The 18,392-nt window shown below is 67.9% G+C and carries 21 protein-coding genes and 1 tRNA gene; 9 read left to right on the plus strand and 13 right to left on the minus strand.

Annotation, left to right across the window (positions count from 1 at the left end):
• Positions 1-21 precede the first annotated feature (21 nt).
• Positions 22-1,059, minus strand: coding sequence for a DUF2171 domain-containing protein (locus LZ586_RS16465; RefSeq protein WP_235077398.1), 1,038 nt, complete (start codon positions 1,057-1,059; stop codon positions 22-24).
• A gap of 216 nt (positions 1,060-1,275) precedes the next feature.
• Here LZ586_RS16465 and LZ586_RS16470 point away from each other — a divergent pair.
• The 6 genes from LZ586_RS16470 to LZ586_RS16495 all read left to right on the plus strand — a co-directional run bounded on the left by LZ586_RS16470 (position 1,276) and on the right by LZ586_RS16495 (position 6,159).
• A tRNA-Ala gene (locus tag LZ586_RS16470) sits at positions 1,276-1,351 on the plus strand.
• Positions 1,352-1,512: 161 nt separating this feature from the next.
• Positions 1,513-2,235, plus strand: coding sequence for a response regulator (locus tag LZ586_RS16475; protein ID WP_235077399.1), 723 nt, complete (start codon positions 1,513-1,515; stop codon positions 2,233-2,235).
• Positions 2,232-3,566 (plus strand): ATP-binding protein, encoded by a 1,335-nt coding sequence (locus tag LZ586_RS16480; protein WP_235077400.1) that lies wholly within the window; start codon positions 2,232-2,234, stop codon positions 3,564-3,566. The genes LZ586_RS16475 and LZ586_RS16480 overlap by 4 nt, the downstream gene beginning before the upstream one ends.
• A gap of 91 nt (positions 3,567-3,657) precedes the next feature.
• On the plus strand, positions 3,658-4,614 hold the full coding sequence (locus LZ586_RS16485) for an SMP-30/gluconolactonase/LRE family protein (protein ID WP_235077401.1): 957 nt from the start codon (positions 3,658-3,660) through the stop codon (positions 4,612-4,614).
• Positions 4,615-4,684: 70 nt separating this feature from the next.
• The gene (locus tag LZ586_RS16490; RefSeq protein ID WP_235077402.1) at positions 4,685-5,431 is read left to right on the plus strand and encodes an NUDIX hydrolase; all 747 of its coding nucleotides are present in this window, start codon (positions 4,685-4,687) and stop codon (positions 5,429-5,431) included.
• Entirely contained in the window at positions 5,428-6,159 is a 732-nt protein-coding gene (locus LZ586_RS16495) for an extensin family protein (RefSeq protein WP_235077403.1), read from the plus strand. Before LZ586_RS16490 ends, LZ586_RS16495 begins: the two co-directional genes overlap by 4 nt.
• Before the next feature lie 36 nt (positions 6,160-6,195).
• On the opposite strand, the gene LZ586_RS16500 is transcribed toward LZ586_RS16495, so the two are convergent.
• The gene (locus LZ586_RS16500) at positions 6,196-6,747 is read right to left on the minus strand and encodes a hypothetical protein (RefSeq protein WP_235077404.1); all 552 of its coding nucleotides are present in this window, start codon (positions 6,745-6,747) and stop codon (positions 6,196-6,198) included.
• A 382-nt stretch (positions 6,748-7,129) separates the two neighbouring features.
• Here LZ586_RS16500 and LZ586_RS16505 point away from each other — a divergent pair, with 382 nt between their 5' ends.
• Positions 7,130-7,702 (plus strand): CHAP domain-containing protein, encoded by a 573-nt coding sequence (locus tag LZ586_RS16505; RefSeq protein WP_413777301.1) that lies wholly within the window; start codon positions 7,130-7,132, stop codon positions 7,700-7,702.
• 7 nt (positions 7,703-7,709) lie between these two features.
• Here the strand turns inward: LZ586_RS16505 and msrB are convergent, their stop codons facing one another.
• From msrB to LZ586_RS16520, 3 genes are read right to left on the minus strand one after another with little or no spacing between them, the layout of a single operon-like run.
• Complete coding sequence (gene msrB / locus LZ586_RS16510) at positions 7,710-8,195, minus strand: peptide-methionine (R)-S-oxide reductase MsrB (RefSeq protein WP_235077406.1); 486 nt, start codon at positions 8,193-8,195, stop codon at positions 7,710-7,712.
• A gap of 55 nt (positions 8,196-8,250) precedes the next feature.
• Entirely contained in the window at positions 8,251-9,471 is a 1,221-nt protein-coding gene (locus tag LZ586_RS16515) for an ABC transporter permease (RefSeq protein WP_235077407.1), read from the minus strand.
• Positions 9,468-10,388: an ABC transporter ATP-binding protein gene (locus tag LZ586_RS16520; RefSeq protein WP_235077408.1), complete on the minus strand. Its 921-nt coding sequence runs from the start codon at positions 10,386-10,388 to the stop codon at positions 9,468-9,470. Before LZ586_RS16520 ends, LZ586_RS16515 begins: the two co-directional genes overlap by 4 nt.
• A gap of 41 nt (positions 10,389-10,429) precedes the next feature.
• On the opposite strand from LZ586_RS16520, the gene queG reads away from it, so the two are divergent.
• Positions 10,430-11,596 carry a tRNA epoxyqueuosine(34) reductase QueG gene (queG, locus tag LZ586_RS16525; RefSeq protein ID WP_235077409.1) on the plus strand — a complete coding sequence of 389 codons (1,167 nt, stop codon included), beginning with the start codon at positions 10,430-10,432 and terminating at the stop codon, positions 11,594-11,596.
• An 89-nt stretch (positions 11,597-11,685) separates the two neighbouring features.
• On the opposite strand, the gene LZ586_RS16530 is transcribed toward queG, so the two are convergent.
• Complete coding sequence (locus tag LZ586_RS16530) at positions 11,686-12,054, minus strand: hypothetical protein (RefSeq protein WP_235077410.1); 369 nt, start codon at positions 12,052-12,054, stop codon at positions 11,686-11,688.
• A complete protein-coding gene (locus LZ586_RS16535; RefSeq protein ID WP_235077411.1) occupies positions 12,051-12,740 on the minus strand; it encodes an EI24 domain-containing protein in 690 nt (229 codons plus the stop codon). Before LZ586_RS16535 ends, LZ586_RS16530 begins: the two co-directional genes overlap by 4 nt.
• Positions 12,741-12,796: 56 nt before the next feature.
• Between LZ586_RS16535 and LZ586_RS16540 the strand changes: the two genes are divergently transcribed.
• Positions 12,797-13,795: an adenosine kinase gene (locus LZ586_RS16540; RefSeq protein WP_235077412.1), complete on the plus strand. Its 999-nt coding sequence runs from the start codon at positions 12,797-12,799 to the stop codon at positions 13,793-13,795.
• Between the two features lie 249 nt (positions 13,796-14,044).
• On the opposite strand, the gene LZ586_RS16545 is transcribed toward LZ586_RS16540, so the two are convergent.
• The 6 genes from LZ586_RS16545 to hisA form a co-directional block, all read right to left on the minus strand.
• Positions 14,045-15,613 carry an amino acid permease gene (locus tag LZ586_RS16545; protein WP_235077413.1) on the minus strand — a complete coding sequence of 523 codons (1,569 nt, stop codon included), beginning with the start codon at positions 15,611-15,613 and terminating at the stop codon, positions 14,045-14,047.
• Positions 15,614-15,749: 136 nt separating this feature from the next.
• Entirely contained in the window at positions 15,750-16,127 is a 378-nt protein-coding gene (locus LZ586_RS16550; protein WP_235077414.1) for a histidine triad nucleotide-binding protein, read from the minus strand.
• 52 nt (positions 16,128-16,179) lie between these two features.
• Positions 16,180-16,494 (minus strand): phosphoribosyl-ATP diphosphatase, encoded by a 315-nt coding sequence (locus tag LZ586_RS16555; RefSeq protein WP_235077415.1) that lies wholly within the window; start codon positions 16,492-16,494, stop codon positions 16,180-16,182.
• Between the two features lie 31 nt (positions 16,495-16,525).
• The gene (locus LZ586_RS16560) at positions 16,526-16,708 is read right to left on the minus strand and encodes a hypothetical protein (protein WP_235077416.1); all 183 of its coding nucleotides are present in this window, start codon (positions 16,706-16,708) and stop codon (positions 16,526-16,528) included.
• A gap of 146 nt (positions 16,709-16,854) precedes the next feature.
• Positions 16,855-17,616, minus strand: a complete 762-nt coding sequence (gene hisF, locus LZ586_RS16565; protein ID WP_235077417.1) for an imidazole glycerol phosphate synthase subunit HisF — start codon at positions 17,614-17,616, stop codon at positions 16,855-16,857.
• On the minus strand, positions 17,613-18,368 hold the full coding sequence (hisA, locus tag LZ586_RS16570; protein WP_235077418.1) for a 1-(5-phosphoribosyl)-5-[(5-phosphoribosylamino)methylideneamino]imidazole-4-carboxamide isomerase: 756 nt from the start codon (positions 18,366-18,368) through the stop codon (positions 17,613-17,615). Before hisA ends, hisF begins: the two co-directional genes overlap by 4 nt.
• Positions 18,369-18,392: the final 24 nt, after the last annotated feature.

Consider the following 18,392-nt stretch of genomic DNA (forward strand, 5'->3'; position numbering starts at 1 on the left):
GCTCACCTGCGCCGAGTCGGCTCAGTAGGTACCGGAGAAGCTCCGGTTCAGGTTGCCGCCGCCGCGCCAATTCTCACCGGCGTCGCGGTCTTCGCTGCGGCCTTCGCCGAACGCCGCGCCGGAATCCTCTTCATCCTTCCAATGCGCCTTCGCCTCGTCGGCGGTCTTGCGCAGCGTCACCTTGTCATCGACGGTCTGGATCCAGCGTGACGGGATCGAGTGATGATGACCGCCGGCCGCGGCGTCGCTCTTGGTCAGAATGATGCGGTCGCCGCGCACCTTGTCGACGGTGCCGACATGGGTGGCGTCCGAGCCGAGCACTTCCATGTGCTCGGTCACGCGGCCGAGCGAGTCGCGCTGCCCCTGGCGTTCGCTGCGCCAGTTGGAGAATTCGTTGTGGAAGCGCTGCGCGTTCTCGCGGCGATATTCGTCATAGTCGCGGTCCAGCTCGGAGATGCGCTGGCGGCGCCACTGGTGATAATGGGTGTCGCTGGGGCCACGGTCGGCCCAGCGCTCCTGGCCGCTCTGGCGCTCGTCATAGCGCTGGTCCTGCTCGCGGCGGCGCTCGGCCTCCTCGTCGCCGAACCATGAGCGCACTTCGTCGCCGGCACGCTCGAAGAAGCCGCGGTCATCGTCCCGGCCGCATCCATAGTCGCGCCCGCCTTGACCCTGGCCGTAGTCGCGCGGCGCGCCGCCGAACGCTTGGCCGCGATCGCGGTGCGCGCCATAGCTGCTACCCTGATAGGAGCCATAGCCGCCGCCTTGATACGGACTGTAGTTGCTGCCCTGATAGGCGCCATATCCGGTGTTCTGCGGCCCGCCCGAATAGCCGTGGTCGCCGCTCCAGTCGCGGGTCTGGCCGCCTTGGCCGGAGCGTTCGTTCCAACGGTCGTCGTCGCGGTTGCCGCGCCCGGCATAGTCGCCGCGGCCGCGTCCCTCGTCACCGCGGATGCCGGCTGCGGCATAGTCGCGCGCGCTGGAATAGCGGTGGTCGCGATCGGAGCTATCCTGGCCATAATTCGCGCCGCCACGGCCGTAGCGGTTGTTGCGATCGTCCATGTTCGTCTCTCCTGCTCGTCTGGGCAGGCACGGCACCGCGCAGAACGCGGCTGGTCGCGCCTTCCGGATGCTTCAGCGATTTGGAAGGAATGCGGTTCCGCCAGGTGAGGGAACCCGGCGCGCGGGCGCGTCGCTCCACCGATCGGGCGAACGGTTGCATTGCCGTGCGAGCGTGGTTAAGGGGTTCGCCGTTCTGGACTAGCAGGACGCGCCGGCGGGGCTGTAGCTCAGATGGGAGAGCGCTGCAATCGCACTGCAGAGGTCAGGGGTTCGATTCCCCTCAGCTCCACCAGCCGCCGGAACGAACGTCTCAACATCCTGCATCCAGTCGCCGCCGCATTCGGAAGGCCTAGAAGACCCTGGCCGGCACGGGGACAGCGCCTATGGCCACTTGCCTAAGTGCAAGAAAAAATAGGGAAGTATTGCAGACCTTTTTGGCGTATCAGTGCACCCATGCTCCAGCTTGCCGAAACCGCCGAGAACACCGCCACGCTGCTGGTCGTCGATGATGACCGCGACATCCGCCTCCTGCTGGCCAACAGCCTGGGCGGGCGTGGCTACCGTGTCGAAACCGCCGCCAACACGCGCGACATGGACGAGATCCTGGCCAGCACGCCGGTGGACCTGGTGATCCTCGACGTGATGATGCCCGGCGAGGACGGCCTGTCCGCGTGCCGGCGGATAGCCCGCGCCGATGGTCCCGAGATCATCATGCTCAGCGCGCTCGGCGAAGAGGCCGACCGCATCCTGGGGCTGGAAGGCGGCGCGGGGCATTATCTGGCGAAGCCGTGCAGTTCGCGCGAGATCCTGGCGACGGTGCGCGCGGCGTTGCGGCGGCGCGGCTCGATCGCCGCGCCGAAGAACGAGATGTTCGCCTTCGAGGGGTGGCACATCGACCTCGGCAGTCACGAACTCTTCGATCCCGAAGGCGTGTTGGTCGGCCTCACCGACGGGGAGTTCGCGGTGCTGCGCGTGTTTATCGAGCGGCCGCGGCGGGTGCTGTCGCGCGAAGTGCTGCTCCAGGCCGCGCGTGGGCCGGACTCCGACGCATATGATCGTGCGATCGACGTCCAGGTCAGCCGCTTGCGGCGCAAGCTTCGCTCGGGCGCGGACGAGATCATCCGCACCGTCCGCAACGAAGGGTATCTGTTCGTGCCGCGCGTGACGCGGCTGTGAACGAACCGCGGAGCGCGGCCGGGTCGCCGCTGTTCCTGCGGGTTTTCGTGTTCATGCTGCTGTGCGTCGGCGTGGTCCAGCTGATGAACCTGATCCTGGTCGTGGCCGCGCAGACGCCCGAGCAGAAGCTGCATACGATCGGCCAGATTGCCGACGCCGTCCGGCAGGGGCCCGGAGAGCCCGACGCGCTCACCGTCGCCCCGGCTTCCAAGATACCCACGGTGCCGGCCAATCCCCGGGCCGAGCGGCTCGGGCTGGCGCTCAGCATGGTGCTGCAAGTCGATCCTTCGCGTGTGCGGTTCGACTTTCCACCGGGATTGCTGGCGCGCCGACCGGTGTACGAGAGCCGCAACCTGCCGCGCGCCTTGCCGTTCGCCGATTCAACCGCCGCCCGCGCGGTGTACGTGTTCGGCACCTTTCGTGTGTGGGTGCAGCGCACCGATGGGCGTTGGCTGCGCGTCGAGCCCGCCGGCGTGGTCGAGCCCTGGCGCTGGTTCGGCATGCTGTGGCTGTTGATGTCAGTGCTGGCCGTCGCGCCCTTCGCCTGGGCGCTCGCCCACCGCATCGCCAAGCCATTCGGCGCGTTCGCCGCCGCGGCCGAGCGGCTTGGCCGCAATCCCCATACCGAGCCGCTGGCGCTGAGCGGGCCATCGGAGATCGCCGAGGCGGCCGCCGCCTTCAACCAGATGCAGGCGCGGTTGAACCGCTATGTCGATGATCGCACCACGGTGATCGGTGCGCTGGCGCACGACCTTCGCACGCCGCTGATGCGCATGGCGCTTCGCCTGGAGGCGGTGCCGGATGGCGTCCGCAGCGCGTGTGAGAACGACATACGCGACATGCAGGCGCTGATCACCTCCACCCTGGCTTATGTGCGCGAGAGCGGCCAACCCGCGGCGCGCCGCCCGCTCGACCTGCGGTCGCTGGCCGAGACGGTGACCGATGACCTGAGCGACCGCGGCGAGCCTGTTACGCTCGCGCTCGGAGACCCTGTGGTGATCGAGGGCGACTCGGCGGCGCTCAAGGCGATGATCACCAATCTGGTTTCCAACGCGCTCAAATATGGCGGTTGCGCCGATGTCTCGCTCGAACGCCATAACGGCGAGGTGCGGGTGGAAGTGCGCGACCGCGGCCCCGGTATCCCGCCGGAAGACATCGATCATGTTTTCGAGCCGTTTTTTCGCGGGGAGCGGTCACGCAACCGCGACACCGGGGGAATCGGGCTGGGCCTAGCCAGCGCGCGTGCGGTCGCCCGCGCGCATGGCGGCGACATCGTCGTGGAAAATGTCGAGACAGGGGGCCTTTGCGCACGCGTGACCTTGCCCGGCTGACCGATAGCCGCGACAAGCGTCGGCAACGAGAAGAGGAGAGGATGTGCAACTGACGCGTCGGGCCTGCCTTGCAGCGGCCGCAGCCATTCCGGTGGCAACCCGGGCCGCGGCGTTCGCTGCGCCGGCAGTACAGCGCTTCGATCCCGAACTCGACCGCATCGTGTCGGTCGACGCCAAGCTCGAGGTGATCGCGAGCGGTTATCGCTGGACGGAGGGCCCCGCCTGGGTGCGCGACGGCGACTATCTGCTGTTCTCCGATGTGCCGGCGAATGTCGTGCATCGCTGGAGTCGCGCAAGCGGGGCGTCGCCCTTCCTGTCGCCCTCGGGATTGGCCGGGCCGATCCCGGCGTCGATCCGCGAGGCCGGTTCGAACGGCCTGGTGATCGACGGACGAGGACGGCTTGTGATGGCCGACAGCGGCACCCGCGCGATCGCGCGCGTCGACCTGAAGACCAAGCGCAAGACGATCCTGGCCGACCGCTATCAAGGCAAGCGGTTCAACAGCTGCAACGACCTGGTGATCGCGCGCTCGGGGGCGATCTATTTCACCGATCCGCCTTATGGGCTGACCGAAGGGGATGCTTCGCCGCTCAAGGAGATGAAGGCGAACGGCGTGTATCGGCTGAACCCTGACGGTAGCGTCGTGCAGATCGACGGCAGCCTGACGCGGCCCAATGGCGTCGGCCTCTCGCCCGACCAGCGCACGCTTTACATTGCGCAGTCCGATGAGCAGCACCCGGTGATCCTGGCATATGCTCTCGACCCCGCGGGCCTGCCGCAGGGTTCGCGCGTGCTCGCGGATTTCCGAAGCGGTGTGGACGCGAAGCTCCCGGGGCTCCCCGACGGCATGAAGGTGGGGGCAAGCGGCCACCTGTTCGCCAGCGGGCCTGGCGGCATCCATATCCTGGCGCCGGACGGGCGCCGGCTGGGGCTGATCTCGACCGGCAAGGCGATCGCCAATTGCTGCTTCGGCGAGGATGGCCGGACGCTGTTCCTGACCTCGAGCGACAGCGTGGCGCGCATCAGGCTGAACATCTCGGGCTGGTGAGTGAAGATCCGCAGTGGGGCAGGGGATCGCACCGGTTCCTTTCCCGCACGCGGCATCCTAGATCGGTGGCATGCCTGAGCCCGAGCCTATCCCCGCCGCCACTCTCATCGTGATGCGCGAGGGGCGATCAGGCCCGCCCGAGATATTGATGGTCGAGCGAGCGCGCGCGATGGTCTTTGCGGGCGGCGCGCTGGTGTTTCCGGGCGGGCGCGTGGACCCGGCGGATCGTGCCGCCGCCGCGCTGCTCAAGGGTGACGCGGAGGACATGGCCGCGCGGATCGCGGCGATCCGCGAAACGCTGGAGGAAGCGGGGATCATCGTCGGGCTGGACCTTGGTCTCGGCGCCGCGTCGCCAGTGCGCGAGCGGCTTCATGCCGGGGAAGGGCTGAGCGGACTTCTAAAGGAACATGACGGCGCGTTGCGCTTGGACGCGCTGGTGGCGTTCGCGCGGTGGCTGCCGCAGGGGGTTCCGCACCGCATCTTCGACACGCGCTTCTATCTCGCCCGCGCGCCCGAGGGCGTCGAGCCGATGGTCGATGGCAGCGAGAATGTTCGCGCCTTTTGGGCCACCGCGCGTGAGGTGCTTGCCGCGGCGGACGCCGGCGAGGCGATGCTGATCTTTCCGACCCGGCGAAACCTGGAACGGCTGGCGACATTCGCTTCGTATGATGACGCCGTCGCTAGCGCCCAGGCCCACCCGGTCCGCACCATCACGCCCTGGATCGAGACGCGCGATGATGGCGATTATCTCTGCATTCCCGATGACGCGGGCTATCCCATGACCGCCGAGCGGCTCGACCAGGCGGTTCGTGCATGAAAGCGGTGCGCCGGCTGCTGCGCGTGCTGGTCACGCTCGCCGTGCTGCTGGGCATCGCCTTTGCGTTGTACGCCGTCCTGCGCAATCGACCGCAGGATGTGCCCTGGACCAGGCTCGACCTGAGCGAGCCGATCGGCGCGTTTACCGGACGCAAGCTGGCGGGACTTGCCGGCCATTCGGGGGAATGCCGGGCGCTGCTGCATGCCGCCGGGGTGCGTTATACCCGGTTGCCGGCGGTGCGTTCGGGGAAACGCTGCGGCTATGACGATGCGGTGCGCTTCCAGACCGGTGGCGCCCAGACGATCGACTATAGTCCGGCGCGGCTTGGCACGTCCTGCCCGGTGGCCGCTGGGCTCGCGAAATGGGAATGGGACGTCGTCCAGCCAGCGGCGCAGCGGCTGTTCGGCGCGCGGGTCGAGACGATCGAGCATTTCGGCAGCTATTCGTGCCGCCGCATCTATGGCCGCAGCGCGGGCGACTGGAGCGAGCACGCCACCGCCAACGCGGTCGACATCGCCGCGTTCAGGCTGTCCGACGGTACTCGCATCAGCGTGGTGAAGGACTGGGCGAAGGGCGGCGACAAAGCCGCGTTCCTGCGCGAGGTGCGTACCGGCGGATGCAAGCTGTTCGCGACGGTGCTCTCGCCCGACTATAATGCCGCGCACCGCGATCACTTTCACCTGGATCAAGCCAGCCGAGGCGAGATGGGCTGGCGGGTGTGCCGCTGATCCCGTCCGCCGCCGCCGCGGGGAGGGGCGTGCGGGTCAGTTCGGCAGCGCGGCGGCGCTTACCTTTTCCACCCATTGCGGAAAGAAGGCCGGCTGGCGGTTCGACCAGCCCGAAGCGGTGGCCGCGGCTTCGCTGATCGACTGGAGCAGCTTGCGGCGCAGGTCCGGGTGCAGGCTCGGCAACGCAGCCGCGGCGCAGAAGGCGGAAGGGAGCCATGGCCGCACTTCGGCGCCGATCAACCGTTCGTACAGGAAGCGATAGGCCGAGAAGGTGGTGATCCTGCCCTGGCCCAGATCAAAGGCGGTGAGCATCGCCAGGGGCGCGAGGAACGGTTCCACCGAACTCAAGTCGGGCTCCTCGGGAAGCATCGCGCGCACGTCGTGCAGGCGTTCATAGATGCGCGCCTGGGCGCGGATGCTCGCCGCCTCGACAATGTCGCGCGACCAGAGGTCCATCGCATCCTGACGCTCGAGCCCGATATCGAGCGAGCGGCGGATATAGCGCTGCGTGGCAGCGCTGAACCCTGCGAATTCCTTCATCTCGGCCAGCGTCATCGCGCCCTGCGCCGGCTTCATTCTGGATGCCATCGTCCTAAACTCCCACCCGCTCGAGTCCCTCTGCCACGAACATCCTGCGCCGGTTTGGTTAACCGGATGCTTAAGCGCCCGTTGGTTCCCGTTCACGATAGGAACCCAGAAGCTGCTGCACCGCAACATTGCTTGCGACGAAGCGAATAGCGACGACACGAATATGTCGTCGCAGCGTCGCTTTTGAGCAACATTGCTGCGTCCCGCCATTCCGGGAAAGCGCGGAGCAGCGAAAGGCACGCTACCTACGGGCTTCTACAGGGTTCCGTCGGCTCATCGGCTCGCCCCCACGCTTCGTCCGATCGGTGCGCCGCAGGGGTATACCCCCGTCCTATGATCTGTGTAGCAACACTCCAACAACGCTTCCTGACCGGGGGGTCACATGAATTTCCGAATTTTTGCAGCGCGTTTCGCGCTGACGGCGGCTTGCGCCCTGATGACTGTGATCCCGGCCCAGGCGAAGGGCGGTATCCTCCAATGCGTGCCCTTCGCTCGCCAGGTGTCCGGCGTCGACATCCGCGGCAATGCCTGGACCTGGTGGAGCCAGGCTGCCGGCCGCTATGCCCGCGGCAACGCACCCAAGGCAGGCGCGGTGATGTCCTTCCAGAAGACCGGCAAGATGCCGTTCGGCCATGTCGCGATGGTATCCAAGGTCGTGAGCGACCGTGAGGTCCTGCTGACCCACGCCAACTGGTCGACCCGCGGCGGGATCGAGCGCAACGTGCGGGCGATCGATGTGTCGGCGGCGGGCGACTGGAGCCAGGTTCGCGTGTGGTTCGCATCGGTCGGTGGGCTCGGCACCTCGAGCTATCCGGTCAACGGCTTCATCTATGCCAACGGCGCGCCGCAGAGCGACCTTCCGGCGACTGAGATCGCCAAGAAGTCCGACCGGGTGCAGGTAGCTTCGCTCGACCTCGACCTCAGCGATCTGACCGCCAACGGCGTCGCTAACTGAGCGGGGATCAGGCCGGCGACGGCCTGAACGTCATCGCCACGCCATTCATGCAATAGCGCTTGCCGGTCGGGCGCGGGCCGTCGTCGAAGACGTGGCCGAGATGCCCGCCGCAGCGCCGGCACTGCACTTCGGTGCGCAGCATCCCCAGCGTCCGGTCGCTCCTGGTCACCACGGCATTGCCGAGCGGCTGGTAGAAGCTGGGCCAGCCGGTGCCGCTTTCGAACTTGGTTTTCGACGCGAACAGCGGCAGGCCGCAGCCGGCACAGGCAAAGGTGCCGGCCCGGTGTTCCTTGTTGAGCGCGCTCGAATAAGGCCGCTCGGTCCCTTCATTGCGCAGCACGTTGTAAGCGGCGGGCGACAGCCGCTTGCGCCATTCGGCATTGCTGAGCGTGAACGGGAAACGCTGCGCCGCTTCCGCGGGCGCACCGCCACAGGCTGCGGTTAGCGCACCGAGGGTGGTGGCGGCGAGGAAGGTGCGGCGGTTGGTCTGCATGCACGCGAATGTGGGGGCTTGCCGAGCGATTCCAATCCTCCCGCCCGGGGGGGGATCAGCGCGCGCTCGCCGCCTTGCGCCGCTTCGGCCCGCCTGACTTCAGCACGCCGCGGCGGAACAGGCGGGCGGCTACCGTCACGGTGATGCCGACCCACAATGCCTGCCAGGCAAGCGCCAGAAGGTGCGGCCACAGCTCGGGCGAATTCGCGGCGCGCGCGGCCATCGCCAGCGGCGAACTGAACGGGAATATCTCGGCCAAGGTCGCGATCCAGCTGTCCGAATGCCCCGCGGCATAAGAAGCGAGTCCCAGCATGCCGAACTGGAACACGGTGATCGGCAGCGACAGCATCTGGATCTCGCGCTGGGTGCCGGCGAGCGCGCCCATGCCTAGGAACACCGCGCTCTGGAGCATATACGCCATGGTGAAATAAGCGACGAACAGCAACGCGAACACTGGCCCGACGGCAGTGCCGATCTCGCCCACATCCGCCGCGATACCGTCGGGCAGGAAGCGGGGAATGTTGGCGACCAGCGTTCCCCAGAAGCACACGAACAGCAGCGCCGATCCGAACGCGCCGATCAGCTTGCCGAAGAACACGCTTTCCAGCGGCACCGCCGCGGCGAGCACTTCGATGACCTTGTTCGAGCGCTCCTCGGCCATCGCGCCGACGACCTGTCCGGACAGCATCAGCGTGAGAAAGAAGATGCCGAAAGCGGCGAAATAGGCGGCCTGGCTCCGGCCGGTCGACGTCAGCTTGCCACGCTGCACGACCTCTACCTGCGCGCGGCTGAGTGGCGCGATCCCGACCCGCTCCGCCCGCGCCACTTGTTCCGCCACCTGTTCCAGATAGCTGGTTTCCACCCCGGCGGAGGGTGCGCGCAGGATATGGGGTCGCGCGAACGGGCCATAGAGCACGGCGGCGACGTCGACGCGGTCGCTGGCGAACAGCTTGCGGGCCTGAGCGGCGGGGTCGCCGGCGGGCATGTCGATGCGTAGCTCGGGTCGGGCCGAGAGATCGGAGAAAACGGCGCGCAAACGGCGATCGACCGCCTGCACCACCCGCGCCTGCTGGGGGCCCGCGATCACAACGATGCGCTGCTTGGCGTCGCCGCCGGTGGCCGCGGTGGTGGCGCTCAGGCTGCCGATCACGCCGAAGCCGATCATCAGCAGCGGGCTGAGCAGGAACAACAGGAAGGTCGGAGTCAGCACAGTGGCAGTGAAGTCGCGGCGGGCGACGGTCAGCGCCTGGCGCGCGGCATGCCGGAAACGGGTCACGCGGCGGTCTCCTTCAGCGCGTCGCGCCCGACGATGCGGACGAACGCGTCGTGCAGGCTGGGGCGTTCGATCGACAGTCCCGAAATGCCATGGCCCGCTTCGATCAAGCGGACGAGCAGTGCCTCGACGCCCTCGGTGGGCATGGTGAAGCGCCAGCCTTCGCCGTCGCGCTCGGCATCGGACGGCAGCAGCGCGCGGGCGCTCTCCGGATGATGATGCGGCGTGTACTGGACCTTGAAGGGCAGGGTGGCGCGCGCCTCGTTCACCGTGCCTTCGAACTGCACCTTGCCGCCGGCGATGATCGACAGCCGGTCGCACAACCGCTCGGCATGCGCCATCACGTGAGTCGAGAAGAGGATGGTCGCGCCCCGCGCCTGCTGGGCGCGGATCAGCGCCTCAAGCCGCTCCTGGTTGACCGGGTCCAGCCCGGAAAACGGCTCGTCGAGCACCAGCAGCGCAGGCTCGTGCACCACCGAGCCGAGCAGCTGGACCAGCTGGGCCATGCCCTTGGACAGCTTGCGGATCTTGTCGTCGGCGGCGTGGCCGAGCCCGGCCGCGTCGAGCAGCTCCACCGCGCGCTTGCGGCCGGTCTTCCACGGCAGCCCGCGCAGCGCGCCCATGAACGCGATCGCCTCACGGCACTTCATGTTGGGGTAGAGCCCGCGTTCCTCGGGCAGATAGCCGACCTGGTCGCTCGCGTCGCGCGGGCGGTGGTGGCCGAGCAGCATGCGCTCGCCCTCGTCGGGCTCGATGATGCCGAGCAGCATGCGCAGCGTCGTGGTCTTGCCCGCGCCATTGGGACCGAGCACGCCATAGATCAGTCCCTCGGGAACGGCGATACTTACCCCGTCGACGGCGCGCCGGTCGCCGAAGCGCTTGACGAGGTTGGCGGCGCTTACCGCCGGTCCGCTGCTCAAAATGGGTCCCCCGTGACGAGCGTTCGTGGTAGCGGGTCGGCGTGGACCACGGCAACCCACTCGAAGCGCAAATCAAGGCAAAGGCTGCGGAAATCGGTTTCGCCGCATGTGGGGTCGCGCGTGCGGATGCCGCGCCCAAGGCCGGCGTGCGGCTGCGCGAGTGGCTGGCCGACGGCGCGCACGGGTCGATGATCTGGATGGAGGAGCGCGCCCACCACCGCGAGAGCCCCGCCGCGCTGTGGCCCGAGGTGCGCTCGATCATCGCGCTGGGCATGAGCTATGCACCGGCCACCGACCCGCTGGCGCTGGCCGACGAGGGGCAGCTCGGCCGGATCTCGGCCTATGCTCAAGGCGGCGACTATCATGATGTCATCAAGCGGCGGCTGAAGGAACTCGCGCGCTGGCTGGTCGCGGCGGCGCCGGGTGCGGACGTGAAGGTCTTCGTCGACACCGCGCCGGTGATGGAGAAGCCGCTGTCGGAAGCGGCGGGGCTCGGCTGGCAGGGCAAACACACCAACCTGGTCAGCCGCGATCACGGCAGCTGGCTGTTCCTAGGCGCGATCTACACGACGCTGGATCTGACGCCCGACCAGGCTGGGCGTACGACCTGCGGCAGTTGCGATGCGTGCCTCGCGGCATGCCCGACCGATGCATTCCCGGCGGCGTTCCGGCTCGATGCCCGGCGCTGCATCTCGTACCTGACGATCGAGCACAAGGGGCCGATCCCACGCGAGTTCCGGGCGGCGATCGGCAACCGCATCTATGGCTGCGACGATTGCCTGGCGGTGTGCCCCTGGAACAAGTTCGCCGCGGCGGCGCAGGCGAACCTGGCCTTTCTGCCCCGCGCCGAGTTCGTCGCGCCGGAACTGGGCGACCTGCTGCAGCTCGACGATGCGGCTTTTCGGCAGGTATTCGCGGGATCGCCGATCAAACGGATCGGGCGCGACCGGATGGTGCGGAACTGCCTGATCGCGGCGGGGAACAGCGCGCGGTTGGAACTGGTGCCGAGGGTCGTCGAGTTGTTGGACGACTCGGCGCCTGAGGTGCGCGGAGCGGCTGTCTGGGCGCTGCGGCGATTGGATGCCGCCCGTTGGGACGCGGAGCGCGAAGGGCGGCAAACGGCTGAAGCCGATCCAACCGTGAGGGAGGAGTGGCTTCAATCCTCCCCCGGAGGGGGAAGGGGACCAGCGAAGCTGGTGGAGGGGTAGTCTCCGCAAGCGATATGGCTCGGGGCAAATACCCCTCCACCACTCGCTACCGCGAGCGGTCCCCCTTCCCCTCCGGGGGAGGATCTAAGCTACTTCCGCCGCGCGTCGAGCGCTGCCAGGCAGCTCGCTTGGTCGATGGGGCTGCCGTCGCGCTGCCGCGTGTCGATATAGGTCACCGCCGGCTCGCCGCGCCCCTTCTGCGGCGGGTACAGATAGGCATCCAGCACGCAGATCGGACCGGCGAATTGCAGTTTGCGGGCCACGCCTTCGGTGACGTCGAGCAGCGGCTTGCCGAACTGGGCTAGCAGCGAGTTGGCAGTCTGGCCCTGAATCGCACTGACGCTGGCCGGCACCGGGCCGCTGGGCACCGGGACGTGGCCGGCCGGGCGGGCAGGGGGGATCGCTCCGCTGCTGCACGCACCCAGCGCAAGCGCCGAGACGAGGAACCAGAACTTCATGCGCGTCTCCCGCGGTGGAACATATGCGTGGACATCGCCGCTCCCAGGATCGGCGCGGCCAGGTTGACGAACGGCACCAGCAGCAGCCCTGTTCCGATCGCACCCAGAACGAAGCGACGCGGGCGGGTTCGTGCCCGCCAGTCGGGCAGTGCCGAATAAGCCATGTGCCGCACCGCGACCATGTCGCCCAAATCGCGTCCGAGCAACCAGGCATTGACCACGAAGAACAGCGCCGCGGTGCCGACGCCGGTCACCAGCAGCAACAGATACAATGGCGACAGCAGCAGGTTCACTCCGATCGCGCGCGCCGCTGAGCCGAGCCCCATCGCCGCCGACCGCGTGAACGGCACGTCGCGGGCGCCGGCATGCGCCTGGGGATAATGCCGCGCCTCGACCGCCGCGACGACTTCATCGGCGAACACTCCCACTGCCGCGACCGCCACTGCGCGGAACAGCAGCCACCAGGCGAGTACCAGCACCAGCACCGTCGCCACATCGGCGATCCAGCCCCCGCCAGCCGCTCCCGTCCAGGAAGCCAGCATACCTTGCAGCCCGTGCAGGGCGTACCAGAGCCCGACGCCCGCGATGGCGAACAGCACCAGCGTCAGCGCGAACGACTTGGCGAACACCGCCAGGATGCGCCGGTCGGACAATTGCCCCAGCGACAGGAAGAAAGCCTGGATCATTGCGCTCTCCCTTGCCCGCCCCTAGGGCTTTGGCGCAACCCAATTGGAGCCCAGACTTGACCAGCCCCACCTATGACGTGGTCGCGATCGGCAATGCCATCGTCGATATCCTTGCCCAGGCCGAAGACAGCTTCATCGAGGAGATCGGCGTCGCCAAGGGGTCGATGCAGCTGATGTTCTCGCCCGAAGAAGCCGATGCGCTTTATGCCAAGATGGGCCCGGGCCGCGAAGTCTCCGGCGGCTCGGCCAGCAACACCGTCGCCGGCATCGCCGCACTGGGCGGCAGGACTGCGTTCATCGGCCAGGTCGCCGACGACCAGCTTGGCGCGGTCTTCGCCCACGATCTGCGGGCGGCCGGCGTCGACTACAACACCGCGGTCCGTCCAGGCCAGCCGACCACCGCACGCTGCCTGATCTTCGTGACGCCGGACGGCCAGCGGACGATGAACACCTTCCTCGGCGCGTCGCAGTTCCTGCCCGCGGCGGCGCTGGACGAGACGGTGATCGCCGCCGGCGCGATCCTGTACCTCGAAGGCTATCTGTGGGATCCCGAAGAGCCGCGCGCCGCAATGCGCAAGGCGATCGACATCGCGCGTGCCAATGGCCGCAAGGTCGCCTTCACGCTGTCCGATGTGTTCTGCATCTCGCGCCACGGCGACGATTTCCGCGCGCTGATCGCGGATGGCTTGATCGACATCCTGTTCGCCAACGAGAATGAGCTGCTCGCGCTCACCCAGAAGGACGGTTTCGAGGAAGCCATCGCCGCGATCGCCGCGCAAGTCCCGCTGGCGGTGGTAACTCGTAGCGAGCAGGGCGCGCTGGCGGTATCGGGCGAAGAGCGCGTCCAGGTGCCTGCCGAGCCGATCGCCAAGCTGGTCGACACCACCGGCGCTGGCGATATGTTCGCGGCCGGCTTCCTCCACGGCCAGGCCCAGGGCCGGAGCATCGAGGAGTCGCTTCGCCTCGGCGCGATCTGCGCGGCGGAGATCATCCAGCATTACGGCGCCCGCGCCGAGGTCGACCTGAAGAAGCTCGCCGCCGAGAAGCTCGGCTGAGCTGAAGCCAGCGATTAGAGGAAGAGGCCGGGGTAACTCCCGGCTTTTTTATACCTCCCCGGCACGGGGAGGGGGACCAGCCGCAGGCTGGTGGAGGGGGAGCGCCACAGGCGAAACGCTTGCGGAGAGCCCCCTCCACCGCCGCCTTCGACGGCGGTCCCCCTCCCCGTGCCGGGGAGGATTTGCACAAAGCAAAGGGCCGGAGGATCGCTCCTCCGGCCCTTTCTGTATCCGAACTCCCGAAAGAGTTCAGGCGTCCTTGTATCCCGGCGTCGGTGCGCCCGGCAGCGGCGGCACCGGCTGCGGCGGGGCGTCGGGATCGGCTTCCGAGACATCGATGATGCCGCGCCCGACATGGCTGCGCGAACGGCTGTAGCCGAAATAAACCAGCAGGCCGATCGCCGCCCAGATCAGGAAGAGGATGATGCTCTTATGATCCAGGCTGATGAACAGATACAGGCAGCCCAGGATCGCGAGCGGGGCGGTGACATATACCGCTGGCGTGCGGAACGGGCGCTTGCGGGTGGGATCGGTCTTGCGGATCACCATCACTGCGATCGACACCGCGGCAAAGGCGAACAGCGTGCCCGAATTGGAGATGTTGGCCAGCTGGCCCACCGGGAAGAACGCCGCGAACAGCGACACCGCGATCCCGGTCAGGATGGTGATGACGTGCGGCGTGTTGAACTTGGGGTGGATCTTCGAGAAGGCGGCGGGGAGCAGGCCGTCGCGGCTCATCACGAAGAAGATGCGGGTCTGGCCGAACATCATCATCAGGATGACCGACGGCAGCGCCAGGCCGGCGGCGAGGCCGAGCAAATTGCCGATCTGCGGCCAGCCGATCTCACGCAGCGTGAACGCCAGCGCTTCCTTCGAGCAGACCACGTCCTTGAAGCCCTGTGCCGCGCGTGCCACGCACTGCGCGGTCAGGTCGCGGCTGCCGGGCTCGAGCACCGCGCCGGCGGCGTCGACCACCGGCTGGGTGCTGAGACCCGGAGCGCCGATCACGCCCGCTGCCACCAGGATGTAGAAGATCGTGCAGATGCCCAGCGAGCCGATCAGGCCGATCGGCATGTTGCGCTGTGGGTTCTTGGTTTCCTCGGCGGCGGTCGAAACCGCGTCGAAGCCGACATAGGCGAAGAAGATCGACGCGGCCGCCATCGAGATGCCGACAAAGCCGGTCGGCGCGAACGGCGAGAACTGCGCGCTGTTCATCACCGGCACCGCCAGGATGATGAAGAGCGTCAGCGCCGCCACCTTGATCGTCACGAGAACCGCGTTGATCGTGGCGCTCTCCTTGGTGCCGATCACCAGCAACCAGGTGACCAGGCCGGAGATCGCCATCGCCGGCAGGTTGATCAGCCCGCCATCGAACGGCCCGAGCACCAGCGTATCGGGTATGTCGATGCCGAAGGTATGTTCGAGCAGCCCGACGACATAGCCCGACCAGCCCACCGACACCGCGCCCGCGGCGACGGCATATTCGAGGATCAGCGCCCAGCCGACCATCCAGGCGATCAGCTCGCCCATCACGGCATAGCTATAGGTGTAGGCCGAGCCGGAAACCGGCACCATCGCCGCCATCTCGGCATAGCAGAGCGCGGCGAAGGCGCAGACCACGCCGGCGATGATGAACGACACCATCATGCCCGGCCCGGCCTTTTGCGCAGCCTCGGCAGTGAGAACGAAGATGCCGGTACCGATCACGGCACCGATTCCGAGCATGGTCAGCTGAAACGCACCCAGCGAGCGGTGGAGCGCTTTCTTTTCGGCTGTCGCTAGAATGGCATCGAGTGGCTTTACGCGCCCGAATATCATTGAGTTGTCCCCTACGCGGCGCTCGTTGACGCCGCACCCTTGATGAAAGGCGCGAGCCTAGCCGCAAACGCGGTGCGTGCAATCCTTTAGTGCGCCGCCCACGCCTCGGACCGGCGCAAGCCGTCGCGCGAAAGGCCTAGCGCGCAAGCATCGGCCCGAGCGGCTCGCTGCCGAACACATGGACGTGCAGGTGCGGGACTTCCTGGCCGCCATGTCCCCCGACATTGGCGAGCAGGCGGTACCCCTCGCCGACCAACCCCGCCGCGCGTGCGACATGCCCGACCGCACGGACGAAGCCGGCGATTTCGGCATCGCTGCCGCGCGCGGAGAAATCGTCCCAGCTGACATAGGCGCCCTTGGGAATCACCAGGACATGATGGGCCGCCTGGGGCGCGATGTCGTGGAAGGCGAGGGCGAAGTCATCCTCATACACGGCCTTGGCCGGGATCTCGCCGCGCAGGATCTTCGCGAAGATGTTGTTCGAGTCATAAGGCTGGGTGGCGTCGATCGGCATGGTGAACTCCTTCGAGCCAGCCTTACCCAATGCTCCCCGTGCCGGGGAGGATTTACGACGTTCGCCCCGCTTTTTCCTCCAGCCCCGACAACCCCTCGCGCCGGGCCAGCTCCGCACGCACATCGTCCAGGCTCAGCCCTGCGTCCGCCAGCAGCACCAGCAGGTGGAACATCAGGTCCGCCGCCTCGCTCACCATTCCGGCCTTGTCGTCGGCGATCGCCGCGATCACCGTCTCGACGGCTTCCTCACCGACCTTCTGCGCGATCTTGGCGCGGCCCTTTGCGGTCAGCTTGGCGACATAGGAGGTGTCGGGATCGGCCGCGCGGCGCTGGCGGATCGTCTGTTCGAGCGCGTCGAGGGTATCCATGCCGTGCCGCTGCGGGAGCGGCGGGCGGCTGTCAATCCTTGCGGCGAAAGCGGGCGCGGAGCTTTGCCCGCGCGAACCAGACGCCGGCTGCGGCGCAGGCGGCGAGCGCAAGATCGGACAGCTCGGGCATCGAACGGCTGCTGGCCACGCCGCTGTGCGGCTGGGCGACCACCGGTGCGGCAATGAGGAGCAGGGCTGCGGCGATGCGGGGCATGCGCGCAGGGTAAGGTCCCGGAGTTGGCGAAGGGTTAATGCGCGCCTTCCCTCGTCATCCCGGCCTTGAGCCGGGCTCCCGCTTCTTCTTCTGTGGAGCAAGGCAGCGGGACCCCGGCTCAAGGCCGGGTGACGAAGAAAAAGAACCTACCGGCGCACCGGTATCCCAGCCGCCGCCAGCGCCGCGTGCGCCTCGGCGACGGTAGCCTCGCCGAAATGGAAGATCGACGCCGCCAGCACCGCCGAGGCATGGCCGTCGCGAATACCCTCGACCAAGTGCGTCAAATTGCCCACGCCCCCGCTTGCCACGACCGGCACCGTCACTCGGTCGGCAATCTCGCGGATCAGCGCGAGGTCATAGCCGTCGCGGGTGCCGTCACGGTCCATCGACGTCACCAGCAGCTCGCCGGCGCCAAGTTCCGCCAGCCGCAATGCGTGTGCGACCGCATCGATGCCGGTGGCGCGGCGGCCGCCATGCGTGAACACTTCCCAGCGACCTTCGGCGACGCGGCGCGCGTCGACCGACGCGACGACACACTGGCTGCCCATGCGGTCGGCGATCTCCGCCACGACTTCAGGGCGGGCTACCGCCGCGGAATTCACCGCCACCTTGTCCGCGCCGGCCAGCAGCAGCGCGCGCGCATCCTCCACCGTCCGCACCCCGCCGCCCACGGTCAGCGGCATGAAGCACACCTCGGCAGTCCGCCGCACCACGTCGATCATCGTCCCACGCGCCTCATGGCTGGCGGTGATGTCCAGGAAGCAGAGCTCGTCCGCGCCGGCCGCGTCATAGGCGCGCGCCTGCTCGACCGGATCGCCGGCGTCGCGAAGTTCGACGAAGTTCACGCCCTTCACCACGCGGCCTTCCGCCACGTCGAGGCAGGGGATGACGCGGGCGCGGACGCTCATGCGAAGTCGGCGGGAGAGGCGCGCAGGCGCGCGGTCTCGATCGCGTCGGCCAGGTCGAGCCGGCCATCGTACAGCGCACGGCCGGTGATCACGCCCTCGACTCCGTCAAGGACATGGCCGGCGAGTTCCTGCACGTCCGTGATGCTCGCGACGCCCCCGCTGGCGATCACCGGGATCGCGACGTCACGCGCGAGCTTCACCGTCGCCGCGACGTTGCAACCCTTGAGCAGACCGTCGCGGCCGACATCGGTAAACAGCAAAGCAGCGACGCCCACATCCTCGAAGCGTCGGGCGAGGTCGGCGACCGCCACGTCGGACACGTCGGCCCAGCCGCGCGTCGCCACCATGCCGTCGCGGGCGTCGACCGCGACGACGATACGCCCGGGATTGTCGCGGGCGGCTTCGCGGACCAGCTCGGGATTTTCCAGCGCGGCGGTGCCGATCACCACCCGCTGCACGCCCAGATCCAGCCAGCGCTCGATCGACTCGCGACTGCGGATACCGCCACCCAGCTGGACCTTGCCGCCGAACCGCTCCAGCACCGCCGCCACCGCGGCGCCGTTCACGGACTCACCGGCGAAGGCGCCGTCCAGGTCGACCATGTGCAGCCACTCGGCGCCGGCTTGCGCGAACGCTTGAGCCTGCGCGGCGGGATCGTCGCCATAGACCGTCGCTCGGTCCATGTCGCCTTCGGCAAGCCGCACGACCTGACCGCCCTTGAGATCGATCGCGGGGAAGATGATGAGCGGCATCAAATCCTCCCCATGTCAGGAAGG

This window comes from Sphingomonas sp. S2-65 (assembly GCF_021513175.1).
Taxonomy (GTDB): Bacteria; Pseudomonadota; Alphaproteobacteria; order Sphingomonadales; family Sphingomonadaceae; genus Sphingomonas.